At 68.9% G+C, this 25,609-nt stretch carries 26 protein-coding genes and 1 tRNA gene; 12 read left to right on the top strand and 15 right to left on the bottom strand.

All coding sequences use genetic code 11. From position 1 onward, the window contains the following. Positions 1-50: 50 nt before the first annotated feature. A complete protein-coding gene (locus CA236_RS01000; RefSeq protein WP_125944189.1) occupies positions 51-635 on the bottom strand; it encodes a hypothetical protein in 585 nt (194 codons plus the stop codon). Between the two features lie 108 nt (positions 636-743). Here CA236_RS01000 and glpX point away from each other — a divergent pair, with 108 nt between their 5' ends. Together glpX and CA236_RS01010 are read left to right on the top strand one after the other, a co-directional pair. Continuing rightward, entirely contained in the window at positions 744-1,715 is a 972-nt protein-coding gene (gene glpX, locus CA236_RS01005; protein WP_046407859.1) for a class II fructose-bisphosphatase, read from the top strand. A gap of 41 nt (positions 1,716-1,756) precedes the next feature. Continuing rightward, complete coding sequence (locus CA236_RS01010; protein WP_125944190.1) at positions 1,757-2,524, top strand: CPBP family intramembrane glutamic endopeptidase; 768 nt, start codon at positions 1,757-1,759, stop codon at positions 2,522-2,524. Between the two features lie 88 nt (positions 2,525-2,612). Here CA236_RS01010 and nusG read toward each other — a convergent pair whose 3' ends face one another. From nusG to CA236_RS01035, 5 genes are all read right to left on the bottom strand, one after another. Continuing rightward, complete coding sequence (gene nusG / locus CA236_RS01015) at positions 2,613-3,149, bottom strand: transcription termination/antitermination protein NusG (protein WP_046407860.1); 537 nt, start codon at positions 3,147-3,149, stop codon at positions 2,613-2,615. Between the two features lie 21 nt (positions 3,150-3,170). Then, a complete protein-coding gene (gene secE, locus CA236_RS01020) occupies positions 3,171-3,368 on the bottom strand; it encodes a preprotein translocase subunit SecE (protein WP_046407863.1) in 198 nt (65 codons plus the stop codon). Positions 3,369-3,621: 253 nt separating this feature from the next. Then, positions 3,622-3,698, bottom strand: a tRNA-Trp gene (locus tag CA236_RS01025). 37 nt (positions 3,699-3,735) lie between these two features. Continuing rightward, positions 3,736-6,051: a GGDEF and EAL domain-containing protein gene (locus tag CA236_RS01030; protein WP_241212448.1), complete on the bottom strand. Its 2,316-nt coding sequence runs from the start codon at positions 6,049-6,051 to the stop codon at positions 3,736-3,738. 127 nt (positions 6,052-6,178) lie between these two features. After that, positions 6,179-7,090, bottom strand: coding sequence for a glutathione S-transferase family protein (locus CA236_RS01035; protein WP_206430479.1), 912 nt, complete (start codon positions 7,088-7,090; stop codon positions 6,179-6,181). A gap of 121 nt (positions 7,091-7,211) precedes the next feature. Between CA236_RS01035 and CA236_RS01040 the strand changes: the two genes are divergently transcribed. Continuing rightward, positions 7,212-8,372: a serine hydrolase gene (locus CA236_RS01040; RefSeq protein ID WP_241212450.1), complete on the top strand. Its 1,161-nt coding sequence runs from the start codon at positions 7,212-7,214 to the stop codon at positions 8,370-8,372. A gap of 4 nt (positions 8,373-8,376) precedes the next feature. Here CA236_RS01040 and CA236_RS01045 read toward each other — a convergent pair whose 3' ends face one another. Then, positions 8,377-9,444, bottom strand: a complete 1,068-nt coding sequence (locus CA236_RS01045; RefSeq protein WP_125944193.1) for a phosphotransferase family protein — start codon at positions 9,442-9,444, stop codon at positions 8,377-8,379. Positions 9,445-9,576: 132 nt separating this feature from the next. Between CA236_RS01045 and CA236_RS18910 the strand changes: the two genes are divergently transcribed. Further along, on the top strand, positions 9,577-10,284 hold the full coding sequence (locus CA236_RS18910) for a TetR/AcrR family transcriptional regulator (protein ID WP_206430480.1): 708 nt from the start codon (positions 9,577-9,579) through the stop codon (positions 10,282-10,284). Here the strand turns inward: CA236_RS18910 and CA236_RS01055 are convergent. Then, on the bottom strand, positions 10,259-11,338 hold the full coding sequence (locus CA236_RS01055) for a GNAT family N-acetyltransferase (protein WP_125944194.1): 1,080 nt from the start codon (positions 11,336-11,338) through the stop codon (positions 10,259-10,261). The two genes, CA236_RS18910 and CA236_RS01055, sit on opposite strands and share 26 nt — an antisense overlap. 80 nt (positions 11,339-11,418) lie before the next feature. On the opposite strand from CA236_RS01055, the gene CA236_RS01060 reads away from it, so the two are divergent. Genes CA236_RS01060 through CA236_RS01075 form a run of 4 tightly spaced genes read left to right on the top strand, consistent with a single transcriptional unit; the run spans position 11,419 to position 15,792 of the window. Continuing rightward, positions 11,419-11,868, top strand: a complete 450-nt coding sequence (locus tag CA236_RS01060; RefSeq protein WP_186314001.1) for a DUF2721 domain-containing protein — start codon at positions 11,419-11,421, stop codon at positions 11,866-11,868. 21 nt (positions 11,869-11,889) lie between these two features. Then, entirely contained in the window at positions 11,890-13,050 is a 1,161-nt protein-coding gene (locus tag CA236_RS01065; protein WP_125944341.1) for an MBL fold metallo-hydrolase, read from the top strand. Further along, on the top strand, positions 13,050-15,500 hold the full coding sequence (hrpB, locus tag CA236_RS01070; protein ID WP_125944195.1) for an ATP-dependent helicase HrpB: 2,451 nt from the start codon (positions 13,050-13,052) through the stop codon (positions 15,498-15,500). The genes CA236_RS01065 and hrpB overlap by 1 nt, the downstream gene beginning before the upstream one ends. A gap of 10 nt (positions 15,501-15,510) precedes the next feature. After that, complete coding sequence (locus CA236_RS01075; RefSeq protein ID WP_046409158.1) at positions 15,511-15,792, top strand: ETC complex I subunit; 282 nt, start codon at positions 15,511-15,513, stop codon at positions 15,790-15,792. Positions 15,793-15,864: 72 nt separating this feature from the next. Here the strand turns inward: CA236_RS01075 and CA236_RS01080 are convergent, their stop codons facing one another. The 7 genes from CA236_RS01080 to thpR all read right to left on the bottom strand — a co-directional run bounded on the left by CA236_RS01080 (position 15,865) and on the right by thpR (position 22,778). Further along, positions 15,865-16,770: a hemolysin family protein gene (locus CA236_RS01080; protein WP_046409159.1), complete on the bottom strand. Its 906-nt coding sequence runs from the start codon at positions 16,768-16,770 to the stop codon at positions 15,865-15,867. Continuing rightward, entirely contained in the window at positions 16,771-17,280 is a 510-nt protein-coding gene (gene ybeY / locus CA236_RS01085) for an rRNA maturation RNase YbeY (RefSeq protein ID WP_046409160.1), read from the bottom strand. A gap of 57 nt (positions 17,281-17,337) precedes the next feature. Further along, on the bottom strand, positions 17,338-18,357 hold the full coding sequence (locus CA236_RS01090; protein ID WP_125944196.1) for a PhoH family protein: 1,020 nt from the start codon (positions 18,355-18,357) through the stop codon (positions 17,338-17,340). Positions 18,358-18,501: 144 nt separating this feature from the next. Then, the gene (miaB, locus tag CA236_RS01095; RefSeq protein WP_125944197.1) at positions 18,502-19,824 is read right to left on the bottom strand and encodes a tRNA (N6-isopentenyl adenosine(37)-C2)-methylthiotransferase MiaB; all 1,323 of its coding nucleotides are present in this window, start codon (positions 19,822-19,824) and stop codon (positions 18,502-18,504) included. 10 nt (positions 19,825-19,834) lie between these two features. Next, positions 19,835-20,629, bottom strand: coding sequence for a lysophospholipid acyltransferase family protein (locus CA236_RS01100; protein WP_125944198.1), 795 nt, complete (start codon positions 20,627-20,629; stop codon positions 19,835-19,837). Next, positions 20,626-22,185 carry an MFS transporter gene (locus CA236_RS01105; protein ID WP_125944199.1) on the bottom strand — a complete coding sequence of 520 codons (1,560 nt, stop codon included), beginning with the start codon at positions 22,183-22,185 and terminating at the stop codon, positions 20,626-20,628. The genes CA236_RS01100 and CA236_RS01105 overlap by 4 nt, the downstream gene beginning before the upstream one ends. 50 nt (positions 22,186-22,235) lie before the next feature. After that, positions 22,236-22,778 carry an RNA 2',3'-cyclic phosphodiesterase gene (thpR, locus tag CA236_RS01110; protein ID WP_125944200.1) on the bottom strand — a complete coding sequence of 181 codons (543 nt, stop codon included), beginning with the start codon at positions 22,776-22,778 and terminating at the stop codon, positions 22,236-22,238. Between the two features lie 170 nt (positions 22,779-22,948). On the opposite strand from thpR, the gene CA236_RS01115 reads away from it, so the two are divergent. The 4 genes from CA236_RS01115 (at position 22,949) to CA236_RS01130 (ending at position 25,592) form a co-directional block, all read left to right on the top strand. Further along, complete coding sequence (locus CA236_RS01115; RefSeq protein WP_046409164.1) at positions 22,949-23,695, top strand: Bax inhibitor-1/YccA family protein; 747 nt, start codon at positions 22,949-22,951, stop codon at positions 23,693-23,695. Between the two features lie 106 nt (positions 23,696-23,801). After that, the gene (locus tag CA236_RS01120; RefSeq protein ID WP_125944201.1) at positions 23,802-24,596 is read left to right on the top strand and encodes a transglutaminase family protein; all 795 of its coding nucleotides are present in this window, start codon (positions 23,802-23,804) and stop codon (positions 24,594-24,596) included. 59 nt (positions 24,597-24,655) lie between these two features. Continuing rightward, complete coding sequence (locus tag CA236_RS01125) at positions 24,656-24,874, top strand: hypothetical protein (RefSeq protein WP_186313892.1); 219 nt, start codon at positions 24,656-24,658, stop codon at positions 24,872-24,874. A gap of 166 nt (positions 24,875-25,040) precedes the next feature. Continuing rightward, a complete protein-coding gene (locus tag CA236_RS01130; RefSeq protein WP_046409167.1) occupies positions 25,041-25,592 on the top strand; it encodes a hypothetical protein in 552 nt (183 codons plus the stop codon). The last annotated feature ends 17 nt before the right edge of the window (positions 25,593-25,609 follow it).

Raw genomic sequence — 25,609 nt, forward strand, 5'->3', positions numbered from 1 at the left:
GGGGGTGCGGGTGAGGGGCGACATCGCGGGCGGCCCGGCATCATTGGTCATCATGGCTCGCGCCATTGGTCGAGCGCGGCCTCATACGCCTCCCGCGCGTCGATGCGGCGGCGATCGAGCCGGGTGCGCTCGGCGGCCTGCGCCTTGTCGAGCGCGCGGCGTTTGGCGGCGAGCGCCTGTTCCTCGCGGCGCAGCGCCTCGCGTTCTGCCTTGTGACGCGCCTCGGCCGCGGCGAGGGCGGCTTCGGCCTGGTCGAGTCTGGTGCGCTTTGGCTTGGGTTTCGGTTTTGGCTTAGGCTTGGGCTTGGGCTTGGGCTTGGGTGCTGCCTTGGGCTGCGGCCGGCCCTTGGCCCTTGCGGCGGGGGTTTCCGGCGCGCCCGCTTTCGACGGGGCGCGCGTCGATCGGCGGGGTGGGGGCTCGTCGGCGTCGTCCATCGTGCGGGCGACCCGGATCACCTCACCCGGGTGATCGAGCGGGGCGGCCATCAGCGCGGGGTCGGTCACTTCCTCCGCGATGCCGCGCGCGAAGAGATTGGCATCGCTGCCCCATGCCGCGAGCGCCGCCTTCTGGCTGGTCGCCGCGACATAGGCGTCGTGAAAGCCAGCGGGGGTGCGATAGACCTTCAGCTTCGCCATGCGGCCACTTGTCGCTCGGCGACGGCGGGCGGGCAAGCGGCGTCTCGACACGGTCGCGGTTGATGCCTATCGCATCGGCGAAACAACGATTTTTCTTTGGGGGATTGAATGCCGACACCCAGCAAGGTGCTTGATCGCGTTCTGGTGCTTGAAATGGTTCGCGTGACGGAAGCGGCGGCGATCGGCGCCTCCACCCTGATCGGGCGCGGCGACGAAAAGGCTGCCGACGCAGCCGCGGTCGAGAAGATGCGCGAGGCGCTCAACACGCTCGACATCGACGGCACCGTCGTGATCGGCGAGGGCGAGCGCGACGAGGCGCCGATGCTGTACATTGGCGAAAAGGTCGGCGCGGCGCAGGGCACCGGGCCGAAGATCGACATCGCGCTCGATCCGCTGGAAGGCACCACCATCTGCGCCAAGGCTGGCCCCAACAGCCTGGCCGTGCTGGCGATCGGCGAGGAAGGCTGCCTGCTGAACGCGCCCGACGTGTACATGGAAAAGCTGGCGGTCGGCCCGGGGCTGCCCGAGGGCGTGATCGACCTCGACAAGTCGCCGACCGAGAACGTCAAGGCAGTGGCCGCGGCGAAGGGCGTTGAGCCCAACGAGATCATCGTGTGCGTGCTGGATCGCCCGCGCCACGAGAAGATGATTGCCGAGCTGCGTTCGATCGGGTGCGGCGTGGTGCTGATCGGCGACGGCGACGTCGCGGGCGTGATCGCGACGACCGATCCCGACACGACGATCGACATGTACATGGGGTCGGGGGGCGCGCCGGAAGGCGTGCTGGCCTGCGCGGCGCTGCGCTGCGTCGGTGGCCAGTTCAAGGGCCGGCTCTTGTTCCGCAACGAGGACGAGCGGGCCCGGGCGCGCAAATGGGGCATCACCGACCTCGACAAGCAATATGACCTGACCGAGCTGGCGAAGGGCGACTGCATCTTTGCCGCGACCGGCGTGACCGACGGGTCGCTGCTGGAGGGCGTGAAGCGCAAGGGCAAGATCATGACCACCGAGAGCGTCGTCATGCGCGCCTCGTCGGGCACGGTGCGCTGGGTGCGCGGCGAGCACCGCCTGAACCGCTGATGCGGCGGGCGTGACCGGGCCGCGGTGAACCGGCCGCGCTGATGCTGGCGGGGACGTCGGCGGGGACGTCGGTAGGGGTGCTGCCGGCCCTGGCGCTGCTGATCGGAGCGATCGCGCTGATCGCCCATGCGCTGCGCAGCCGGCGAAGCATCGCCGCGCGGATCGCCGACGCGGTGCGCGGCGCTTCCCCCTCGCGGCCGCGCGCCTCGCTTGGCTGGGCGGCGGGGATCGCGGGCATGTATGGCGCGACCTCGCTGGTGGCGCTGGCGCTGATCGGGCGGGTCGAGGCGGTGGCGGTGTTGCCGCCCGAGCTGCACGGCGCCTTTGGTATCCTTCCCCTTGATGGCGTGGCGCTGCGCGAGACGGCGCTGGCGATCGGCGGCGGCTTCCTGCTGGGGGCGGGGCTGCTGGCGGTATCGCTATGGCGCAAATGGCGCGTGATCGGGCCGACGTACCGCTCACCCGCGATCGCGCGCACGCGTCAGGAGACCGGCGCCGCGTTCGTGCTGGCGGTGACCGCAGGGGTGGCGGAGGAAATGTTCTTCCGGCTGACGGTGCCGCTGCTGGCGGCGATCGTGACGGGGAGCGCGGCGATCGGCTGCGTGCTGGGCTGGGCGCTGTTCACGCTGGCGCATCGCTACCAGGGGCGCGGCGGGATGATCGCGGTGAGCCTGGTCGGCGCCGGGCTGGGGTGGCTGTATCTGTCGACCGGCTTGTTATGGGCCGCGATGCTGCTGCATGCTGTGGTCGACGTGAATGCGCTGATCGTCAGGCCGTGGCTGGAGCGGCGCTTTGGCCGCGGCCGATGACGGCGGTGGCGGCAGGGCAATGATCGCCGCTGCGTGACGGCGCTCTCCCTCCCGGCCGGATGGCGGGAAGGAGAGCGAAGCCGTGCGATTACTTGCTGCGTTCGACCTGTTCGAAGTCGAGTTCGACCGGGGTGGCGCGGCCGAAGATCGACACCGACACCTTGACCTTCGCCTTGTCGAAATCGAGTTCCTCGACGGTGCCGTTGAAGCTCGCGAACGGGCCGTCGAGCACCTTGACCGAATCGCCGATCTCGAAATCGACCTTGATCTTGGTCTTCGGCGCGGCGGCGGCCTCTTCCTTGCTGTTGAGCATGCGCGCGGCTTCCGCCTCGCTCACCGCCTGCGGCTTGCCGGACGAACCGAGGAAGCCGGTGACCTTGGGCGTGTTCTTGACGAGGTGATAGACCTGGTCAGTCATCTCGAGCTTGGCGAGCACATAGCCCGGCATGAACTTGCGCTCGACCTGGACCTTCTTGCCGCGACGCGCTTCCTGCACCGTCTCGGTGGGCACTTCGATCCGCTCGACCAGCTGTTCGAGGCCCATGCGGCTGGCCTCGGCCATGATCGCGTCGCGAACCTTGCCCTCGAAGCCCGAATAAGCGTGGATAATGTACCAGCGTGGCATGTTGCGGGCGCGTCCTTTTTCTTACTTGGCCAGGCTGAGCAGGGCGTTGACGATCGCGTTGAAGACCGTGTCGACGCCAAGGAAGAAGAGCGCCAGGATGGTCGTCATGATCATCACCATGACGCCGGTCATGATCGTTTCGCGCCGGCTCGGCCACACGACCTTCCTGGTCTCGGCACGAACCTGGTTGATGAACTCGATCGGGGACGTCTTCGCCACGTGCGTTAGCCTTTTAATCGTTCGATACCGCGAGCGGGGCATGTGCCTTCTACCGCGTCCCCGGGGGGAAACGGTGGTAAAAGCCGTCCGCGCTGTCGGATGCGTCCAGCGAAATAGCGATGCGCGCCGTCAAGAGCAAGGGCGCACCGCATGCCGCGCAAAAGGGACGGGTCGTGAGGGGCGGCAGGGCGCGCGGGAGATCGTGGCGCCGGATATGTCCGCCGGATCGTGCGGCCTGGCCGCACCGGATGCTTGGCAGGGGAGCTCGGATTCGAACCGAGGGCCTTCGGTTTTGGAGACCGACGCTCTAACCAGCTGAGCTACACCCCTGCAGCGACACGGCCCTTAGCGGCCCTGGCGCAAAGGTTCAAGCGGCACGAAACGCGGGGCCCGTCCGGCCGGCCAGGGCGCGTGCCTCGCTCACCGGCAGCGGGCGGCCGAAGTAGAAGCCCTGGATCTTGGAGACGCCGAGCGCGCGAACGAGCGTCAGTTCGTCGGAGGTTTCCACCCCCTCCGCCGTCGTCGCCATGCCGAGGCTGCCGGCGAGCGCGACGACCGCGCGGATGATCGCCAGCGCCTCCGGCACGCCCTTGGCCGCGGCGGTCACGAAGCTGCGGTCGATCTTGATCGAGGAAAAGCGCGTGCGCGACAGATAGCCGAGCGAAGAATAGCCAGTGCCGAAATCGTCGAGGCTGAGCCGGACGCCCAGTTCGAGGATGCGGTCCAGCACCTTCACCGCGCCAGTCCCCTCGCGCATGAACACGCTTTCGGTGACCTCAAGCTCCAGCCGGTGCGGCGCGAGCTTCGTGCTGGCGAGCGTGCGAGCGACGACCGCGACGAAATTGGGATTGTGCAGCTGTTCGGGCGAGACGTTGATCGCGACGCGCACGTCGTCGGGCCAGCGGGTCGCCTCCTCGCAGGCGGTGCGCACGACCCATTCGCCGATCGGCCCGATCAGCCGGGTCTCCTCCGCCAGCGGGATGAATTTCGCCGGTGAGATCGTGCCGAATTCGGGATTGTGCCAGCGCAGCAGCGCCTCGAAGCCGGACAGGCGCTCGCTCGTCGCATCGACGACGGGCTGATAGTCGAGCTGCAGCTCGCCGCGGTCGAGCGCCTTGCGCAGCGCCATTTCGAGCACCCGCCGCTCCTCCGCATCGACATGAAGCTGCGGCTCATAGGCGTGGAAGACGCCGCCGCCGGCGTCCTTCGAGCGATAGAGCGCAAGATCGGCCGAGCGGATCAGCGTTTCCGCGGCGCGGCCGTCACGCGGCGAGGTGGCGACGCCGACCGAGGCGCCGATGTAGAGCGTGTGCTGATCGACCTCGTAGGGTTGCGACAGCGTGTCGATGATTGTGCGGGCGAGCGACTCGACCCGCGCCGGATCGGTCGCATCGTTGACGACGACGGCGAACTCGTCGCCGCCGAGCCGGCCGATCAGCTCGTTTTCGGTGATGAGCTGGCCGAGCCGCTCGGCAACGCGGCCCAGCAGGCGATCGCCGATCGGATGGCCGAGCGTGTCGTTGACCGCCTTGAAGCGATCAAGGTCGATCATCATGAACGCGGCGCGGCTGCCCCAGCGTTCCGCCTCCGCCAGCGCGCGGGCCAGCGCCTCGTTGACGTAGAGCCGGTTGGGAAGGCCGGTGAGCGCGTCGAAGCGGGCCAGCCGGTTGATCTTGTCGGCCGACGTGCGTTGTTCGGTGACGTCGGAGCCGACGCCGCGGAAGCCGACGAAACGGCCGCTTTCGTCGTGGCGCGGGCTGGCGGTGATTTCCCACCAATGCTGCTTGCCGCCGACGATCACCGGCAGCACGAGGTCGCGGAACGGCTCGCGCCGTTTCAGCTTGTCGGCGAGCAGGCGGAGCCCGGGGCTGAAATCGCCGGTGTCCCAGCTGGGGCCAGCGAGCGCCTGGAGCAGCGACATGCCCTCCAGCTGATCGGGGGTGTAGCCGAGCGCACTGGCAACCCGAGTGCTGACGCGGCAGAGCCGCCGCTGCGCATCGGTTTCCCACAGCCAGTCGGCGCGCGAATCCTCGAACTCGCCGAGCAGCAGGCTGACGGTTTCATTGCTGTCGGAGAGGTTCAGCTCGATCGCGCGCAGCATGACATGGAACCGGGCGCGCGTGATGCAGGCGGCGACCAGCAGCGCGGCGAAGATCAAGGTCGCGAGCGCCGGGATGATCGCTTGCTGGAGCAGTAGCAGGAGGATCGCAGAGGCCGCGACGCCGCCGATGAAGCTGAGCGCGGCAAGAACCAGCGGTGCCATGGCGAAGGCAGCCGCGGTCATCAGCACCGACAGGATCATCCACAGGTCGAAGGTCGCCGCCGGCGCGGTGGCGGCGAAGACGAGCGGCGGGAAGCTCCAGATCGCGGCGAGCGCGAGCCCTTCGAGCGCGGTGTCCCGCATCTCCTGCAGCGAGGCCTGCCCCTCCGCCAGATGCCGTGTGTTGAGGCGGCGAAGCGTGATGAGGGTCGATACCGCGACCAGCCCGACGAACCAGGTCGCGAGCCACCAATGCGGTACGCGCCCGTTGAACAGAATCGAGACGGCAACCGCGCCCGACAGGTTGGCGGCGAGCAGGAACAGCGCGAGTCGGCGGCCGACAAACAGCTGAGTCGCGCGCAACCGCCCCCACAATTCCGGGTCGTCACCATTCCGGATACCCAGCAGCTGCCATAAAGGCACGGGGACCGGACCAGGGCTGAACGGCAGTTTCACGACACCCGGATGACACGATCAGGGTTTATTTATCGTTTCCATCGCCGTGATGCGCGCATCCTTTCCGCTGTGTATCAGGGAAATGGCGCAACAATCAGTGGGCCGGTGTTAGCGCGAAGCCGAGCCGGGGCAGGTGGACGACCACCGATCCCGCGCGATCGTCCTCACGCGCGATCGACCAATGGTGCGGCGATGATCCGACGATTCGACCCGTGACCGGATCGCGGCCGTAATCGGTGGCGGCGACGGTGACGGTGCGGCCGGCGAGCGCCTGATCGGCGGGATCGACGCTGGCGGGGGCGGGCGTGGCGTCGCGCGCGGCCGCGATCGCATCCTCCCGCGTGGCCGCGCCGCGATCACCGTGGCCGATCGCCACCACCCGGTCATACCAGGCGGAGAGGCCCGGCAGATCGAGGAAGGCGTCTGCCGCCGGCGCGTGGAAGGAACGCACGAACCACAGATTGTAGAAGGCGTTGGCATCGGCGAGGCCGGGGCGGTCGCCGGTGAGGAAGGCGCGGCCGTCGGCAAGTTGATCGCTCACCAGCGCGGCGTGGCTGCGCAGCTGCGCGGCCATATAGGGGACGGCGGCGGCCATCGCCTCCGGGTTGAAGGGCGCGCCGCTCAATTTCTCGCGATCGGCGCGGAAAGCGGGATCGACCTTGTCACCCAGCCCGCCGAAGATGACGCCGACCGCCGCCTGGAAGAACGACCGGTCGGTCCATTGCGCCAGCGCCTGATCGAGCCCGGTGCTGCCGGTGGGAAAGAGCGAGGGGCTCGGGAAGCGGCGTTCCAGCTCGCGCACGATCAGCACGCTGTCGCAATAGATGTCGGCGCCGATCTGCATCACCGGGATCCGGCGATAGGCGCCGGTGAGCGCCAGCAGATCGGGCTTGGGCATGATCACCGGCTGGTCGACCGCGGCCCAGGCGAGTTGTTTGATGCCGAGGCACACGCGGACCTTTTCGGAAAAGGGCGAGCTGTCATACTGGTGCAGCAGGATGGTCATGGCGGTCCTCTTCCGGTTGCTGCTCGTGGGCGGCAGCATGAGCGGGAGGATTACCGTTGTGCACAACTAAGTCGATCGTTTTCTTTCCGGCGAGCGATCGAGGGGGTGAGGGGGAATGGTGATGCTGCTGATGATGCTGGCCGCTGCGAGTGCGCCGATGGCGAGCGTCCGGGTGGCGTTCGACCGCGACGGCGTGACGACGGTCGACAGCCGCGGGTTGGCAGACGCCGCAAGCGGCCGGGCGGTGACGGCGGATGATCCGGTGCGCATCGCCTCCATCTCCAAGCTGGTGGTGGCGATCGGGGTGATGCGGCTGGTGGAGCAAGGGGTGCTCGACCTTGATGCCGATGTGTCGGAGCGGCTTGGCTGGCGGCTGCGCCATCCGAATTACCCGGACGTGCTGATCACCTTGCGCCTGCTGCTGTCGCACCGTTCGGGCCTGACCGACCATGCCGGCTATCTGATCGCGCTGGACGAAGGCATCCAGGCGGCGGTGGCGGAGCCGAAGGCGTGGGATGACGCCAACCCGCCAGGGCGGTTCTTTCGCTACACCAACCTCAATTTTCCCGTGGTGGCGAGCGTCATGGAGCGGGCGACGGGTGAGCGGTTCGATCGGCTGATGGAGAGGCTGGTGCTCGCGCCGCTGAAGCTCGACGCCTGTTTCAACTGGGCCGCGTGCAGTGCGGAGGCGAAGGCGCGCGCGGTGGTGCTGTATGACGAGGGAAAACCGGTGCGCGACGAACAGGCGTTCATCGCCGGCTGTCCGGTCACGCCCGCAAAGGATGGCAGCTGCGACCTCACGACCTGGCAGGCGGGGCGCAATGGCGCGCTGTTCTCGCCGCAGGGTGGGCTTCGCATCTCGATGCGCGGGCTGGCCAAGATCGGGCGACTGCTGCTGAGCGACGGGTCGGTGGATGGCGTGCGATTGTTGTCGCCGGCGTCGATGCGGGTGCTGACGACGCCCGAATGGACGTTCGACGGTAGTAATGGCGTGCAGAATGAGGAGGCGGAGAGCGGGGTGCGCGCGGGCGGCTTCAACTGCCGCTATGGCCTGGCGGTCAGCTTTACCGCGACGCCGCTGCCGGCCTGCCGTGATGATCCGGTGGGCGACAAGCGGCCACGGATCGGCCATGCGGGCGAGGCCTATGGCCTGCGGTCGGGCCTGTGGGTCGATCGCGCGGCCGTCACCGGAATCGCCTATTTCGCGACCAATGTGACGCCTGAGCCGGGCGCGCGATCGGCGCTGACGCTGACCGAGGAGCGGCTGGCGCGGGGCGAGTGAGGGCCTAGAGCAAAGGCTTGTCGATGCGGCGCAACGCGCGGTCGAACAGCGAGATGGTGTGCGCGTGGAGCGCGTCGCCGATCGGTTTTGGCGTCAGGCCGGCGCAGGCGCGGGCGTGGCTTCCCTCCAGGATCGCACCGAGCTTGAACGGGGCGAGGACGGTGTACCAGCGCGCCTCCGCCGCGGTGCGGCCGGTGGCGGCGAGATAGCGGTCGGCGATCTCGGCCAGCGTGGGGAAGCCGTCCCACGGCGTGACCGACAGCCGCGGATTGGCCTCATCGGGGTCGCGCCAGGTGGCGGTCAGCCAGCCGAGGTCGAGCAACGGATCGCCGCGACTGGCGAGTTCCCAGTCGACGATCGCGGCGAGCGCGGGTGAATCCGGCCGGTACATGACGTTGGAGAGGTGATAGTCGCCGTGGATCAGCCCGGGGCGCATCGTCGTCGGGCGGTTCGACTCCAGCCAGGCGCAGATCGCATCGACATCGGGGAGCGCGTCGAGCCCGGTCCAGCCGTCGAACTTGGCATAGCCATCCAATTGCGCGCGCCAGCGCGGCACCTGGCGTTCGAGCCAGCCGTCGAGCTTGCCCAGATCGTCCAGCCCCGCCTCATGCGGGTCGACCCGCGAAAGCGCAACGGCGCCGTCGACGATCGCCTCGCCCATCCGGCGGCGCACATCGGCGCTTTCGGCATGGAGCGGGGGCAGGCCGACGGTGGCGTTGAAGCCGTCGATCGGCTCCATCAGGTAGAAAGCGGTGCCCAGCACGGCCGGATCGCCCTCGCCGGCGATGAAGCCGGGGTGCGGCACGTCCGATCCGGCGAGCGCGGCGAGCACCTTCATCTCGCGGCGCATCACCTCGTCGCTTTCGGGGCGCGGGCGGCGCGGCGGGCGGCGCAGGACATAGGTGCGGCCGGCCCGGTCGAAGCGCAGCAGGATGTTCTGCGTGCCGCCACCCAGCGTCTGCGCCCCGGTGATCGGCCCGTCGCCGAGCCCCTGGCGATCCATCCAGCGCGCGAGCACGTCGAGATCGATGAGTTCCGCCCATGCCTCACGATCATGCGCCAATGCCGCCATCTCTCTCCCGCTCCGCCGTTGACAGGTCGCCGCTTCTAAGTCGGTCGCCTTAGCATGGCGGCGGGGCCGGGATGCGTCAATCTAAGCCATGTGACTTGAACCGCGGGCGCGCATGGCCGATGGTCCTGCCGCATGAACATGGTGCGTCCCCCCTCCGCCGGCCGTGGCGGCTCCACCCGCAACGAGCTGAAGCGCGCCGCGCGCCGCCTGTTCGCCGAACGCGGCATCGCGGCGGTGGGCATGCGCGAGATCGTGGAAGCCGCAGGGCAGCGCAACGCGGCGGCGGTGCATTATTATTTCGGCAGCAAGGACGACCTGCTGCGCGAGCTGGTGGTCGAGGGCGCGGACCTGATCGACGCATCGCGCATGACCATGCTGGACGAGGCGGAGGCGAAGGGCGAGATGTCCTTGCGCGACGTGGTGCGTGCGCTGGTCGTGCCCAATGCCGAGCTGCAAGGCGAGACGGGGGAAGGCGAGACCTATTTCCGTTTCATGACCAGCATGCAGACCGAGCGGCGGCAGATGTTCGACGAATGGGCGGGCGGCGAACATTCCGAAGGCTATGTCCGCTGCCTGGCGCATTTCCACCGGCTGCTGGCGCATCTGCCGCACGCGCTGGTCAATCAGCGGCTGCTGTTCGCCGGCCTGTCGCTGCGCACCTTGCTGGCGGGGCGCGAGGCGGCGCGTGATGCGGGGGCGGGGCCGGATCATCCCTATTGGGGCGAGCCGGTGGCGCTGGACGGGATGATCGATGCGGTGGAGGCAATATTGATGGGGCCACCGCCAGCCGGGGAGGCATCGCGCCCCGCCGGCGCTAGTGTTTCCGCCACGCCAGCCTGAGGAGCGGCGCGAGCGCGGCGGACGCGCCCGGGCGGACCAGCAGATAATCGCGGATCGCCGGGCCGGGCGCGGCGCCGATCGTCCGTTTGTAGCCGCTGTCGCCGGCGCCCCAATCGACCCGGGTGATGCCGCGGTCGAGCGCGTCGACGAGGTTGCGGTAATAAAGCAGCTTGCCCGGCGAATGTTTGCCGAACGTCGGGTCATAGCTGTTGGCGACGGCATATTTCAGGTTGCCGGCGTCAATATCGAAGGAGAAGGCGGCGGGGCGGCCGTTGACCGTCAGCAGCGCGGCGCGGAACATGCCCGCCAGCACCGGATCGGCGGCGGCGGCACGCCAGAAGGCACCGTGGCCCGCGCGGGTGAACTTCGCGTCGCGCCCATCGGTGCGGCTGGCGATCCAGCTGGACCATTCGATCGCGGCGAGATCGTCGAAGGCGGCGGGCCAGTCAGCACCGGTCAGGAACGACCAGCCGAGCGTGCCATGTTCGGCGAGATGCTTTTCGTGGAAGCGGTTCTTGCGCAGCGTCGAATTGCGTGGCCAGACCCCATCGTCCCGTGCCGCCGCCATGTCGAGCAGGAAGCTGGTGGCGATGGTGCGGTCGATCACGCGCCAGCCACTGGCGCGCGCCGCATCGATCAGCGGCGTTGCGGCAGGATCGCCATCATAGACCGGGCCGATACGCAGCACGCGGACGGTGCGCGCTAGTGTTGAGAGCAGCGTGTCGAAAGCGGCGGGCGGGGTGTCCTCCGCCACCGGAAAGCTGCGGAACGGCCAGAAGCTGCCCGGCACGGCAGCAAGGCGCGCCAGCCTCGGGCCGACGGTGCGCAGCGGCAGCCCGATGACGGGCGTGTCGCCCGCCTCAACGATCATGGTGCGTACCGAGCCGCCATAGGTCTGCATGGCGGCGGCGAACCAGGCGCGGCGCAGAAAGCCATGGCTGGCAGGCGCGGCGGCGGCGACGTGATCGATTGCCGAGGGCAGGCCCTCCGCCAGACGGACATGCCACGGCCCCGGCGCACGGTTGATTCGGGCACGCGCGGCATGGCTGGTCATGCTTCGTTGCCTATCCTGATCCAGGTTACCAAGCCATTGCTGCTTGTTGCGCCGCCCCGAACAGGCCAGACTCCATGACGATGCCCTATTCGCCCGAAGTCCTCACCATCGCGCAGACCATCCAATTGTCGGTAAGCCCGGTGTTCATGCTGGCCGGCATCGGCGCCTTGCTGAACGTGCTGGCGGGGCGACTGTCGCGGGTGGTGGATCGGTCGCGCAGCCTGCAGGCGCTGCATCCGCGCACCACCGGGCCCGAGCATGACCGGCACGTCATGGAATTGCGGCTGCTGGCGCGGCGGATGAACAACATCAACCATGCGCTGTTCCTGGCGGTATCATCCGCGGTGATGACCTGCCTGGTCGTCGCGTTGCTGTTCGTCGCGGTGCTGGCGGGGCTTCATATCGGCCAGTATCTGGCGGTCTGTTTCATCCTGGCGATGGTCCTTCTGATCGCCAGCCTCGTTCTGTTCATGGTCGAAGTTCACATGTCCATCCGCGCGATCCGGGTGCCTGACGAATTGCTGCGCTGAGGAGCCACCGGGTTGAAGACGATTTTGAAGGCGGCGGGGACAGGGTTGCTGTTCCTGGTGATCGGCGGGCTGCTGGCGATCACGATCGTGCCGCGGTTCCTGGACCGGATCTATTATGAGGGGCCGGCGGGCGACCATTTCAATGGCGCGCGATTCTTCAACCCCGATGGCGACGCCGATACCGTGCGGCCACCGACGGGGGGCAGCCGTGGCGGCTTTTTCTGGCGGTACCTGACGGGTGGCGACGGCCGGCCCGCATGGCCGGCGGCGGTGCCGGTGACCCAGACCCGGCCGCTGCCGCAAGTCGAGGGCGAGCGGATGCGCGCCACCTGGATCGGCCATGCCAGCGTGCTGGTGCAGACTCAGGGGCTGAACATCCTGACCGACCCGATCTGGTCGAATCGCGCCGGGCCGTTCGGCTTTGGCCCCGGCCGGGTCACCGCGCCGGGCGTGCGGCTGGAGGACCTGCCCCGGATCGACCTCGTGCTGGTCAGCCACAATCATTACGATCATCTCGACAAGGCGACGCTGAAACGGCTGTGGGAGCGTGACCGGCCGCTGATCGTCACCAGCCTCGGCAATGACAGCGTGATCGGGCAGGCGGGGGTGCCGTCAACGGCGCTCGACTGGGGGCAGTCGGTGACGGTGAAGCCGGGCGTCGCCGTGGCGGTGTCGCGCAACCACCATTGGGGCAGCCGCTGGTTCAGCGATCGCAACCGCGCGCTCTGGTCCGCCTTCACCGTGACGCTGCCGGGGGGCAATCTGTTCTTCGCCGGCGACACGGGGATGGGCGACGGCAACTGGCCGCGCGAGGCGGCGGCGCATGGCCCGGTGCGACTGGCGCTGATCCCGGTCGGCGCATTCCGCTTCGTGCCCGGGCAGATGGGAACGGGCAGCCATATCGGCCCGGCCGATGCGGTGCGGGTGTTCAACCGGCTGGGCGCGGCACATGCCATCCCGATCCACTGGGGGACGTTCCGCCTGAGCTATGAGGGGCGCGAGACACCGGTGCGGATGCTGGAGGCGATCCTGCGGCAGACCGGCGGCGATCCTGCGCGTTTCGCCGCGGTGACGGTCGGCGCGCCGGTGGAGGTGCCGGCCTACACGCCGCCCGCGCGCCAGCCCGACGAGGCGCTGATCGACGCGGCGCTCCGGTCGCCCGAGGTGATGGCGCTGCCGTGATGGTCGACGACCTGCCGATCCACGCCGTCCTCCCCGATCTGCTCGGGGCGCTGCGCACCCGCGCCAATGCGGTGCTGGTCGCGCCGCCGGGGGCGGGCAAGACGACGGCGGTCGCGCCCGCGCTGCTGGGCGAGGAATGGTGCACCGGCGAGGTGCTGCTGCTGTCGCCGCGGCGGCTGGCGGCGCGTGCGGCGGCGGAGCGGATGGCGGCGCTGGCGGGGGAGCCGGTGGGCCAGACGTTCGGCTATGCGACGCGGCTCGACACCAAACGCTCGGCAAAGACGCGGGTGACGGTGGTGACGGAGGGGATCTTCACCGCGCGGATCCAGCGTGACCCCGAACTGGCGGGCGTATCCGCGGTGCTGTTCGACGAAGTGCATGAGCGCAGCCTGGATGGCGATTTCGGGCTGGCGCTGGCGCTCGATGCGCAGGCCGGGCTGCGCGAGGACATCCGGCTGGTGGCGATGTCGGCGACGCTCGACGGGGCGCGCTTTGCCACGTTGATGGGCGGCGCGCCGGTGATCGAGAGCGAGGGGCGAAGCTGGCCGCTGACGCTGCGTCACATCGGGCGGACGCATGACCGGATCGAGGATGCGGTGGCGGCGGCGGTGCGGCTGGCGCTTGGCGAGGCGGAGGGCGGCGTGCTCGCGTTCCTGCCGGGCGTGGCGGAGATCGAGCGGACGGCGGAGCGGCTGGAGGGGCTGCCGGGCGTGGCGCTGCACCGGTTGCACGGCAGCCTTGATCCCGCCGCCCAGCGCGCGGCGATCCGGGCCGAGCCCGACGGGCGGCGCAAGCTGGTGCTGGCGACCTCGATCGCGGAAACCAGCCTGACGCTTGATGGCATTCGCATCGTGGTCGATTCGGGGCTGGCGCGGCGGCCGCGCTATGATCGGGCGGCGGGGATGACCCGGCTGGTCACCGAGCGCGCGAGCCAGGCGTCGGCGACTCAGCGCGCCGGCCGTGCGGCGCGGCAGGGGCCGGGCGTTGCCTATCGCCTGTGGGAGGAAGCGGCGACCGCCGGCCTGCCGCGGTTCGACCCGCCCGAGATAGTGGAGGCGGACCTGTCGGCGCTGGTGCTGGCCAGCGCGATCTGGGGCGTGGCTGACCCGCGCGACCTGTCGTGGATCGATCCGCCGCCCGAGGCAGCGGTCAGCGAGGCGCGGGCGCGGCTCGGCGCGCTGGACGCGATCGATGCGGACGGGCGGCCGACCGCGCATGGCCGCGCCATCGCCGCGCTGCCGATGCCGCCGCGGCTGGCACACATGCTGGTGCGCGCGGGCGAGATGGGGCTGGGCGGCGTGGCGGCGGAGGTCGCGGTGCTGCTTGGCGAGCGCGGGCTGGGGGGCAATGACCCGGATCTCGAGCTTCGGCTGCGGCGCTGGCGCGGCGATCGGTCGCCCAAGGCGCAGGCGGCGCGCAAGCTGGCGGAGCGCTGGGCGCGCTCAATGCCGGCGGCCGTCAGCGCGCCGCCGGCGGGCGGGCATGATGTCGCGGTGGCGGTGGCGCTGGCGTTTCCTGACCGGGTGGCGCGGCGGCGTGATGCGAGTGGCGAACGCTGGGCCTCGGTCGGTGGGCGCGGGTTCAAGCTGGACCCGGCGTCGACGCTGGCGCGCGAGCAATGGCTGGCGGTGGCCGAAACGCAGGGCATGGCGGCGGGGGCGCGGATCCTGTCGGCGGCGGCGATCGACGAGGAAAGCGTCGCGGCCTTGTTCGGCGAGCGGATCGAGACGCGGCATATCGCCGAGTTCGATCCCGCGACGGGGGGCGTGCGGCCGCTGCGCGAGCGGCGGCTGGGCGCGATCCGGCTGAGCAGCGGGCCCGACAGCAGCGCCGATCCGGCGGCGATCGAGGCGGCGCTGGTCGAGGGGGTGCGGACGCATGGGCTGGCGTTGCTGCCGTGGCAGGCGGGGGCCGAGGCCTATCGCCAGCGCGCGATCTATGCCGGGCTGCCGTTCGATGACGAATCGCTGCTGGCGCGGCTGGACGATTGGTTGCCGCCGCTGGTGGCGGGGCGCCGGCGACTGGACGCCATCCCGCCGGGCGCGCTTGGCGATGCGCTGCGCGGCCTGTTGAGCTGGGACGAGCAGCAGCGCGTCGAGCGCGTCGCGCCGTCGCACTTCACCAGCCCGGCGGGGAGCAGCCATGCGATCGATTATGGCGCGGAAGGGGGACCCAAGGTGGAGCTGCGCGTGCAGGCGCTGTTCGGGCTGGCGGAGCATCCGACGGTCGGGACGGCGCGCGTGCCTTTGGTCCTGTCGCTCACCTCGCCTGCGGGCCGCCCGATCCAGACGACGCGCGACTTGCCCGGTTTCTGGGCGGGAAGCTGGGCCGCGGTGGCCAAGGAAATGCGTGGGCGGTATCCGCGCCATCCCTGGCCCGATGACCCGGCCGCGGCGGCGGCGACGCTGCGGACGAAAAATGCCGATGCAAGAGCGCGCGGATCGCGGTAAGGGCACGGCCATGTCGACCGCCCGTATCTTTCAGCGCCCGAAGAACGCCATGCAATCGGGCAAGCACCGCACCGACCTGTGGCAGCTCGAGATCCCGTCCGACGATCCCAAGCGCCCCGATCCGCTGACCGGCTGGGCCGGGGGCGCGGACACGCGCGAGCAGGTGAACCTGTTCTTCCCGACGGTGGAGGCGGCGATCGCCTATGCCGAGCGCGAAGGGCTGGCCTATACGGTCATCCCGGCGCCGAAGAAGACGCTGAAGCTGCAGAGCTACGCCGATAATTTCCGCTGATCCGCGGCGCCGCTGAGCTGAGCGGCGCGCGCCGACCGGCCCGTCAGGGGCGATCGGCGCAGCGCCGCCGGATCAATCCTCTTCCGGCTCCGGCTGCGGCGGGTGCAGCCGCACGCGATTGACGCGTCGTTCGTCGGCGTCGAGCACCTCGATCCGCCAGCCGCTGGGGTGGTCGATGCAATCGCCCGGCTCGGGCACATGGCCGGCCAGTGCGGCGGTGAGGCCGCCGATCGTGTCGACGTCATAACCGGCCTTGTCGAAGCGGGCGTCGACCAGCTCGGCGATATCCTCAAGCTCCGCGCGTGCGTCGGCGTCCCACGCGCCGCCATCGGTCGGCACCAGCAGCGCGGCGGGTGCCTCGTCATGCTCGTCCTCGATCTCGCCGACGATCTCCTCAATCAGATCCTCGATCGTCACCAGCCCCTCGGTGCCGGAATATTCGTCTAGAACCACGGCGAGGTGGACGCGCGTCTGGCGCATGTCGGCAAGCAGATCGAGCGCGCCGCGGCTCATCGGGACGTAGAGCGGCTGGCGAATGAGGCCAGTGATGTCATCCGGCCGCGGGCCATCCCCGGCGAGGATCGCGAACACGTCCTTCACATGGACCATGCCGATGATCGTATCGAGCCGCTCGCGATAAACCGGCACGCGGCTGACGCCGGCATCGGCGAAAACGTGGACCAGCTCGTCGAACGGCGTGCGTTCCTCGATCGCGATAATGTCCGCGCGCGGCACGCCGACGTCGCCGGCATCGCGCTCGCTGAAATGCAGCAGGTTGCGCACCATCTGCCGTTCGAGCGGGGTCAGATCGCCCTTCGTCTCGGGACGATCCTCCTCCTCGTGGCGGTCGATCGCCGCCTCGAGCACTTCGCGGAGCGTGGCCTCTTCGGAATCACCAAAGATCAAGGTGCGCAGGCCGCGCCAGATACTGCCTTCGCCAGGCTCGCCGTTTCCGGCGCTACTTCGGTCCTCGGACACTTAGTCCTCTCGTATAATGTAGGGATCGGCGATACCGAGCGAGGCGAGCGCATCACGCTCGATCGCTTCCATCGCGTCCCCTTCATCGTCGTTGATGTGATCATAGCCGAGCAGATGCAAGGTGCCATGCACGATCAGATGGGTCGCATGGTCGGCGACGCTGATCCCCCGTTCGGCGGCTTCGGCGGTGCAGACGCCGTGTGCGAGCACGATGTCGCCCAACAGCACCTCGCCGTCGTCCGAATTCTGGCTGACGGTGTCGATGAGGTCGGATTGCACCATCGGGAAGGACAGGACGTTGGTCGGCTTGTCCTTGCCGCGATATTGATGATTGAGCGCCTGCACCTCCACGTCGGAGGTCAGGCGGATGCTGACCTCCACCGTCGCGGGGGCGGCAAGCAGGGTGCCGTAGGGCGTCGCACCGACGGCGGCACGCACCGCCGCCAGCGCCAGCGCTTCCCACCGATCCTGAGTCCAGGGGACTTCCTGCGAAAGGGCAATCTCGATCATCGAACCTGTCCGTAGAGCAAAGCGGCGCGTTTGATCAGGCCCAAAAATCCCAATGTGTCAGGCATCGGGCCCTTCATAGGCCTCGACGATGCGCCCGACGATCGGGTGGCGCACCACGTCCGCCGCGCTGAACCGCGCCATCGCGATCCCCTCCACGCCCTCCAGCCGAATGGTGGCGTCGGCCAGCCCGCTCGCCGCGACGCCGCCGGGAAGGTCGGTCTGGTTGGGATCGCCGCAGATCACCATCCGGCTGTTCTGGCCGAAGCGGGTGAGAAACATCTTCATCTGCGCGGGCGTGGTGTTCTGCGCCTCGTCGAGGATCACGAAGGCATCGGCCAGCGTGCGGCCGCGCATGAAGGCGATCGGTGCGATCTCGATCTCGCCGCTCGCGATGCGCCGTTCGACCTGCTCGGCCGGCAGGCAATCGTAGAGCGCGTCGTAGAGCGGGCGCAGATAGGGATCGACCTTTTCCTTCATGTCGCCGGGGAGGAAGCCGAGCCGCTCGCCCGCCTCCACCGCCGGGCGCGACAGGATCAGCCGCTGCACGCTGCCGGTGATGAGCTGCGCCACCGCCTGCGCCACGGCGAGATAGGTCTTGCCGGTGCCAGCGGGGCCGAGCGCGAAGATCATGTCGTTGTTGACCAGTTCGCGCATGTAATGCGCCTGCGCCGGGGTGCGCGGCACGATCGTCTTCTTGCGCGTGCGGATCATGATGGGCGGCGCGCCGCCGCCGGTGCCGCCGGCGCTGCCCCGGTCGGCGGCGAAGATGCCGTCGAGCGTCGGTTCGGCCGCCATCGCGATCGCCGCGTCGACGAGGCCGCCGTCGACCTCCTCGCCGCGCTGGATGCGATGGTAGAGATCGTTCAGCACGTCGCGGGCGAGCGCCACCTGTTCGGCCGACCCCTCCAGCCCGACGCGATTGCCGCGTGCGGTGATGTACACGCCGAGCCGGTTTTCGAGCATCACGAGGTTGCGGTCATATTGACCGAACAGGGCGCTGAGCAGCTGGGGACGATCGAACGTCAGTTCGACGCGACTACGCTCGCCCGGCTGGGCGGCTACGGGCTTGCGGCTCATCGGGCTCCTTGGAAGCGGATCATGTCGCCGCAATGTGGCAGCGCGAGGGGGCGAGTGTAAGCCCCCCTTGTGCTGATTTCGCGCAAGCGCCCTGTTGCTCCCGCCCGTCGCTCCCGCCCGCCGCTCCCGCCAGCGCCTGAGGTGTCAGGCGGCGCGGTCGAGCCGGGGGACGGCGATCAGCGAATTGGGACCGGCCTGAGTCAGCGTGACGGTGACGAGATCGCCGATCGCATGATCGCCGGCCAGCAGCACCGACTGAAGCCAGGGCGACTTGCCTAGCATCTGGCCGGGGAACTTGCCCCGCCGTTCGATCAGCACGTCGCAGGTGCGACCGACGCTGGCGGTGTTGAAGGCGTGCTGATCGCGGTTGAGCGCGGCCTGCAACTGCTGGAGGCGATCGGCCATCACCTCTTCGGGCACCTGGCCCGACAGATCGGCTGCCGGGGTGCCGGGGCGCGGGCTGTATTTGAAGCTGAACGCCTGGGCATAGCCGACCGCATCGACCAGGCTGAGCGTGTCGGCGAACTCGGCATCGGTCTCACCGGGGAAACCGACGATGAAGTCGCCCGACAGCGCGATATCGGGCCGCGCGGCGCGGATGCGGTCGAGCAGGCGAAGGTAGGAATCGCGCGTGTGGCTGCGGTTCATCGCCTTCAGCACGCGATCATTGCCCGCCTGCACCGGCAAATGGAGGAAGGGCATCAGGCTTTCGACGTCGCGATGCGCGTCGATCAGCCCCTGCGCCATGTCGTTCGGGTGGCTGGTGGTGTAGCGGATCCGGGCGAGGCCGGGGATCCGGTCCAGCGTGCGGATCAGGTCATGCAGGCCGCGCCCGTCGGCGTCGGTCCAGGCGTTGACGTTCTGCCCCAGCAGCGTGATTTCCCGCGCGCCGGCATCGACCAGCGCCTTTGCCTCATCGACGATCGCCGCGAACGGCCGGCTGACTTCCGCGCCGCGGGTGTAGGGCACGACGCAATAGGTGCAGAATTTGTCGCACCCTTCCTGCACGGTCAGGAAGGCGGTGGGGCCGACCTTGCGCCGCGCGGGCAACACGCCGAACTTCGATTCGACCGGCATGTCCGTATCGACGCTGGGGGTGCCGGCGGCGGCATCGGCGACCAGGCGGGGCAGGTTGTGATAGGCCTGCGGGCCGACCACCACATCGACCTTGGCGCGGCGGACGATCTCCTCACCCTCGGCCTGGGCGACGCAGCCGGCGACGGCGATCATCGGCGCCTCGGCGCCCTGCAGGCGGCGATCCTTGCGCAGGCGGCCGATGTCCGAAAACACCTTTTCCGTCGCCTTTTCACGGATGTGGCAGGTGTTGAGCACGACCAGATCGGCGTCGGCGGCATCGACCGCGGTCATGCCCTGGCCGGCCATCAGCTCGGCCATCCGCTCGCCATCGTAGACGTTCATCTGGCAGCCGAAGGATTTGACGGCGAAGGTCTTGGGCGCGGGCTTCATGGCGCCGGGCCTATAGCGAAGCTGCGGCCTCCACACCACCGGAGTCCAAATTGGCGGGCTCGACCGTGGGGGAATCCACCCTGGCGGCCTCCATGCCCCCAGCAGCCGCGATCCGCGCGCGCGCTTCGGCGGCGATCGCCTTTCGTCCGCCATGCTCCGCCGGGTCGAAGGGGGGGCAGAAGGTCAGCGTCGCGGTGAAGCTGCCGCGGCGGCGCAGGACGCGTAGCGCATGGGCGGTGCCGGGTTCATCGCCGACCCAGGCGAGTTCGCGGGTCGCCGCGCCATAATCGATGCGCACCGGCTGGACGAGGACGCCGGGCGGGGGCGGATCGAGCACTGCGAGCAAGGGCGCCTTGAACGGCAGCAGCTGCGTGCCGTCGCCGGTGGTCCCTTCGGGGAAGATGGTGATCGCCCATGCCTCTGCCAGCGCGGCGCGCAGCGTGGCGATCTGCTCGGTCACTGCCATGCGATCCTCGCGCCGGACGAAGATCGTGCGGTTGAGCGTGCACAGCCAGCCGACCAGCGGGACGGCGCGAAGCTCCGCCTTGGCCACGAACGCGCTGCCGGTGCGGCCGGCGAGGATGGGAATGTCCATCCAGCTGAGGTGATTGGCGACGAAGACGACGTTGCGCCTCAGCGGCGTGCCGACCGTCCGGCGGCGTGCGCCGATGATCCAGCCCAGCGTGCCAAGGTACCAGCGCGGCCAGGGGGAGGGGAGGCGAAGCAATCGCCACAGCAGGTGGATCGGCAGCGCGATCAGCAGCGCTGCGACGATCCCTGCCAGCCGTGCCGCGACTCGGATCAAACGAGGTCGGGCTCGCCAGCGGCGCGGGCGCGCGCCTCGCGGGTACGTTCCGCCTCCGGCACCAGGCGGAAGGCGGCGATCGCGGCGGCGAGCGTGATCGGCACGGTAACGAGGAGCGAGAGCATGCCGATCGACAGGCTGTCCGTCAGCGAGGAAATACGCCCGGCGAGGTACGGACCCATGGCGAGGCCAAGCAGGGTCGTGCCGATGAAATAGGTCGCCGTCGCCGCGCCGCGCATCCGCGGCAGGACGAGATCCTGCGTCGTCGCGGCGGAATTGCCCAGGCCCCAGCTGGCGGTGAACTGGCCGAGGAACAGGCAGGCGTAGAGCACGATCGGCGTGTCGGTGGTGAAGGCGATGGCGAGGAACGGCGCGGGGACGACTGCGCCCAGCGCGACCATGATGAGCCGCCCGCCGGGATGTTTGGCGCGCAGCCTGTCACCCAGGATGCCGCCGGCGGTGACGCCGAGGAAGCCCGACACGGCGCCAAGGCCGCCCAGGATCAGCCCCGCCTCTGCCGGCGAGATGCCGAGATCGCGCATCGCATAAGGCGCGGCCCAGAAGCCGGCGGCGTAGCTGAGGAAGGCGTTCAGGCCATAAGCGACGACGGTGCACAGGAACGCCGGCGTGCCGATGATCAGCGCAAAGGCCGGCGGATCACGGTGGCGCAGCGCCGTTGCCCAGGAGAAGACGGCATAGCAGCCGATCCCCACCGCCAGCCATTGCGGCAGCGGCTCACCGATGCTGATCAGCGCAAGGATTGCCGCCGCGACCACCGCAAGGCCGATCAGGTTGGTGATGAGCGCGCGGGTGCCCAGCCGCGCCGCACCGATCAGGGTGAATGGGGGCAGGATCGACATGAGTTCGTTGAAGAATTCGCGGAACGGCGCGGGATGCGGCGGCTGCGCCAGCCCTTCCGACAGGCCGCGCACCGGTTCGCGCAAGGTGGCGATCCAGATGGCGAAGATGATGCCGGGCAGGCCCACGGCGAGGAAGGCGGCCTGCCACCCGGCAAGGCCGAACGGGCCGCCATCGGGATAAGCGGCGTTCCAGTTCTGCACGATCAGTCCGCCGATGAAGAGCGAGATGCCCGCGCCGACATAGATGCCCGCGGAATAGATCGACAGCGCGGTGCCGCGCAGCTTCTTGGGGAAATAGTCGGAGATCAGCGAATAGGCCGACGGGCTGGCCGTCGCCTCGCCGATGCCGACGCCGATGCGCGCGACGGCGAGCTGCGTCCCGTTCTTCGACAGGCCCGACAGCGCCGTCATCGTCGACCAGAGCGCGAGGCCGACGCTGATCAGCCGGACGCGGTGCCAGCTGTCCGCCAGCCGCCCCAGCGGGATGCCGAACAGCGCGTAGAAGACGCCGAAGGCGGTGCCGTAGAGGAAGCCGAGATCCTCGTCGCGCAGGTTCAGGTCGCGCTTGATATCCTCCGCCAGGATCGAGATCACCTGCCGGTCGATGAAGTTCAGGATGTAGACAACGAACAGAATGGCCAGGACGTACCAGGCATAGCCAGTGGCGCGATATTCACCATCCGTCTCGGTTTGCATCCTGCCCCCGTGTGATGTTCTTGGATCGTTGCGAGAGGCCTAACAGACGTTCATTCGAGGGGCCAGCGCGCGATTGGCTCATAGGCGGCGCCGGCATGGCCGAGGTGGCTTTCGTACAGGATGAGGTGCGTGAGCGCGAAGGGTTGGCTGGACAGCGCCGCGTGCCGCGCGAGCCAGGCGGCGACCTCCGCCTCCGCGCCGGCGCCACGGCTGAGCCTGGCGAGCGTGATGTGTGGCAGAAACGCGCGATGTTCCGGCTCCAGCCCGACGCGGATCATCGCCTGGTCGACTTTGCGGTGGAGGGCGGCGAGCGCGTCGTGCGGCGTGACGCTGGCCCAGAGTGCGCCGGTCTGCCCGCGCTGATCGAACCGGCCGACCCCCGACAGGGCGACGGTGGGCGCGGGCGCGCTGAGCGAGGACAAGGCGAGCGCCACGTCCTCCGCCACCGGGCGATCAACCGATCCGATGAAGCGCACGGTGAGGTGCAGTTGCTCGTCATCCTGCCAGCGCGCGGGCGCCACGCCGTCCATTACATCGGTCAGCGTGTCGCGGATGGCGGGGGGCGGGCGAAGCGCCACGAACAGGCGGTGCATGGATCGTTTCCCTGTAATCTGAAGGGCTCAGGCGGCGATGCGGCGACGGGCGGGGAGTGGGCGAATGTGACGAACTGTTGCTAGGGGCGGCCAAACTTGAACTTTGCGTTCCCGCACGCAATATTCCGTGGGTATCCGGCCCTTTTGCCGGACGAAGGAGCATATACGAAATGGCCAACTGGTCCGACCCCCGTCCGACCGCGAGCGCGTTCGGCGCGAGCGTACCGGGCACCCGTGGAACGACGTATGACGCGGGTCTCCGCAAGTACATGCTGTCGGTCTACAATTACATGGCTTCGGGCGTCCTGCTGACGGGCATCGTCGCGCTGCTGTTCGCCAGCGGCGGGCGCGAAAGCCTGGCGGCGCAGGTGTTCCTGACCCCGGGGCCGCTGAAATATATCATCATGTTCTCGCCGCTGGCGTTCGTGATGGTGCTGAGCTTCGGCATCAACCGTCTGTCGACCGGCACCGCCCAGCTGCTGTTCTGGGCGTTCGCAGGCATCATGGGCCTGTCGATGTCGACGATCTTCCTCGTCTACACCGGCTCCTCGATCGCCACGACGTTCTTCGCGACCGCGGTCGCCTTCCTGTCGCTGAGCATCTACGGCTATACGACGAAGCGTAACCTGCAGGCGTTCGGCACGTTCCTGATCATGGGCGTCGTCGGCCTGATCGTCGCCTCGCTGCTGAACCTGTGGATGCAGAGCTCGGCGCTTCAGATGGGCATCAGCGCGATCGGCGTGCTGCTGTTCGCTGGCCTGACCGCCTATGACACGCAGCGCATCAAGGAGATGTACGCTCACGTCGCCGGCACCGACATGATGGGCAAGGCCGTGATCATGGGCGCGCTGTCGCTCTACCTCGACTTCATCAACATGTTCCAGTTCCTGCTCTCGTTCCTGGGCAACCGCGAATAAGCGAGCAGCATCCGGATCAACCGGGGCCCGGCGGGGAAACCTGCCGGGCCCTTTTCTTTTGTCCGCTTCCCGGCCGGCCCGACGGGACATGAGGGGGAATGGCCCGATGCGCCTGTCGATCGATGTCCACCTGGATTATGGCTTTGCCGAGCCGGCAGACGTGCTGCTGCAGATCGAGGCGGCGGCGATGCCGGATCAGTGGATCGAGACGGAATCTCTGGTCATTCGGTCCGACCACCCGATCCGTGCGGTGCCGGGCGAGGCGGGGATCGGCCAACGCTGCTGGGCGAGGGGTGAGGGCCGGCTGGTGGCGGACTATCACGCCACCGTCGCGATCGACCGGCCGAGCCTCGAACTGGCGGCGCTGCCGGCAACGATGGTTCGTGCGCTGCCGGCCGAAACCGTTCGCTACCTGCTGCCCAGCCGCTACGTCGAGTCCGACCGGTTCGAGCATTTCGTGCGGGGGCAATTCGCCGGCCTGCGCGGCGGCGCGCTGGCCGCCGCCCTGACCGACTGGGTGCGCGAGAATCTCACGTACAGCGGGGCGGTGAGCGACGGGCACAGCAGTGCGCTGACCACCTTTGCCGAGCGGCGCGGCGTGTGCCGCGATTATGCGCATCTGCTGGTGGCGCTGGCGCGTGCAGCCGAAATTCCCGCGCGCTGCGTCGGCGCCTATGCGCCCGGCGTCGACCCGCCTGACTTTCACGCGGTCGCCGAACTGTGGCTCGACGGGGGGTGGCGGCTGGTCGACCCGACGGGCATGGCGAGCTGCGACGATCTGGCGCGTGTCGCCGTCGGGCTGGACGCGACCGAGATCGCCTTCATGACCATTTTTGGCGTGGCGACGCTGCAGCGGCAGACGGTCTGCGTGCGCCGGATCGACGATGTCGCCTGGCGATGATGCCGCGGGAACAGCCTAGACAAATTGTTCGTTGATGATGGGTAACGAAGGAGAGTTCGATGCCCACGCAGCAGCCACCGTCACAGGATGCCGGTCGCGACGAATCGATTGCCGAGCGTTTGGACAAGGATCCCAAGAACAAGGACGCGCAGCTTGACGCGGGCCTCGATGAATCGATGGACGCCTCCGACCCGCCTTCTTCGACGCAGCCGGGCAGCGGAGACCCCGCCAAGTCGTCGGGATATGATGAGGAAGCCGAGCGGCAGCGCGACGCCTGATTGTTGCGCCAAAGCCGCACTGATCGTCATTCCGTAACAAGAGTGACTCAGTTCGTCGCATCGCTTGTTGCAGTGCGTCATCGGCCATGATCGTATCGCCTTGTGGTCGCGCGGGGCGGATCCTCCCACCCCGCCGATCGCAACAACATGTGCGGGGTGGCTAGCGATGGGCGCGATGATGAGGCCGGCGGAAGGCGCAATGACGCTGGCGGAGATGAAGGAGTTTGCGGGCTTCGGCGCGTCGACCCAGCGCTACATCCGCCGCAGCCTCGACATCGGCCTTGATCGTGAGGATGCGCTGGCCCGCTGGTCGCGAGACGTGGTCGAGGCGGCGAGCATCCGGGCGCAGGCACGCTATTATCGCCGCCTGCCGGAGATTCGTGCGATGATCCCGCAGGACAGCGGCATCGATGCGATCGAGCCGTTCCTGGCGCCGCTGATCGCGGTCAGCGCCTTTGACCTGGGGCAGGGGCGGATCACCAGCTTTTCCGCCTATCGGTTCCTGTACGAGCGGCTGATCGGCGCGTCGGCGCGGCCATGGCTGCCAGGCGCCTTCTGTTCCGCCGCGGCCCTGCCGCACCTCCATCCTGCGCTGCGCCGTGACCTGCTGCAATCGATCAGCGAGGCGGCGGCCACGGCATCGGGCTGGTCGGCGCGGCCGCCGGCGTTCTTCCCCTATTGGGTGGAGAAGGTGGAGAGCCCCGCGATTCCGTATTGAGGCTTGCTGCGCCGGCG

Origin of the sequence: Sphingomonas sp. ABOLG, from assembly GCF_003950435.1 — a bacterium.
GTDB lineage: Bacteria > Pseudomonadota > Alphaproteobacteria > Sphingomonadales > Sphingomonadaceae > Sphingomonas > Sphingomonas panaciterrae.

Bases quoted from the DNA above. Each gene is read 5' to 3' on its own strand.
- CA236_RS01000 (WP_125944189.1), bottom strand. From the start codon at position 635: ATGGCGAAGCTGAAGGTCTATCGCACCCCCGCTGGCTTTCACGACGCC.
- glpX (WP_046407859.1), top strand. From the start codon at position 744: ATGCCGACACCCAGCAAGGTGCTTGATCGCGTTCTGGTGCTTGAAATG.
- CA236_RS01010 (WP_125944190.1), top strand. From the start codon at position 1,757: ATGCTGGCGGGGACGTCGGCGGGGACGTCGGTAGGGGTGCTGCCGGCC.
- nusG (WP_046407860.1), bottom strand. From the start codon at position 3,149: ATGCCACGCTGGTACATTATCCACGCTTATTCGGGCTTCGAGGGCAAG.
- CA236_RS01035 (WP_206430479.1), bottom strand. From the start codon at position 7,090: ATGACCATCCTGCTGCACCAGTATGACAGCTCGCCCTTTTCCGAAAAG.
- CA236_RS01040 (WP_241212450.1), top strand. From the start codon at position 7,212: ATGCTGCTGATGATGCTGGCCGCTGCGAGTGCGCCGATGGCGAGCGTC.
- CA236_RS01045 (WP_125944193.1), bottom strand. From the start codon at position 9,444: ATGGCGGCATTGGCGCATGATCGTGAGGCATGGGCGGAACTCATCGAT.
- CA236_RS18910 (WP_206430480.1), top strand. From the start codon at position 9,577: ATGAACATGGTGCGTCCCCCCTCCGCCGGCCGTGGCGGCTCCACCCGC.
- CA236_RS01055 (WP_125944194.1), bottom strand. From the start codon at position 11,338: ATGACCAGCCATGCCGCGCGTGCCCGAATCAACCGTGCGCCGGGGCCG.
- CA236_RS01060 (WP_186314001.1), top strand. From the start codon at position 11,419: ATGCCCTATTCGCCCGAAGTCCTCACCATCGCGCAGACCATCCAATTG.
- hrpB (WP_125944195.1), top strand. From the start codon at position 13,050: ATGGTCGACGACCTGCCGATCCACGCCGTCCTCCCCGATCTGCTCGGG.
- CA236_RS01075 (WP_046409158.1), top strand. From the start codon at position 15,511: ATGTCGACCGCCCGTATCTTTCAGCGCCCGAAGAACGCCATGCAATCG.
- ybeY (WP_046409160.1), bottom strand. From the start codon at position 17,280: ATGATCGAGATTGCCCTTTCGCAGGAAGTCCCCTGGACTCAGGATCGG.
- CA236_RS01090 (WP_125944196.1), bottom strand. From the start codon at position 18,357: ATGAGCCGCAAGCCCGTAGCCGCCCAGCCGGGCGAGCGTAGTCGCGTC.
- miaB (WP_125944197.1), bottom strand. From the start codon at position 19,824: ATGAAGCCCGCGCCCAAGACCTTCGCCGTCAAATCCTTCGGCTGCCAG.
- CA236_RS01105 (WP_125944199.1), bottom strand. From the start codon at position 22,185: ATGCAAACCGAGACGGATGGTGAATATCGCGCCACTGGCTATGCCTGG.
- thpR (WP_125944200.1), bottom strand. From the start codon at position 22,778: ATGCACCGCCTGTTCGTGGCGCTTCGCCCGCCCCCCGCCATCCGCGAC.
- CA236_RS01115 (WP_046409164.1), top strand. From the start codon at position 22,949: ATGGCCAACTGGTCCGACCCCCGTCCGACCGCGAGCGCGTTCGGCGCG.
- CA236_RS01120 (WP_125944201.1), top strand. From the start codon at position 23,802: ATGCGCCTGTCGATCGATGTCCACCTGGATTATGGCTTTGCCGAGCCG.
- CA236_RS01125 (WP_186313892.1), top strand. From the start codon at position 24,656: ATGCCCACGCAGCAGCCACCGTCACAGGATGCCGGTCGCGACGAATCG.
- CA236_RS01130 (WP_046409167.1), top strand. From the start codon at position 25,041: ATGGGCGCGATGATGAGGCCGGCGGAAGGCGCAATGACGCTGGCGGAG.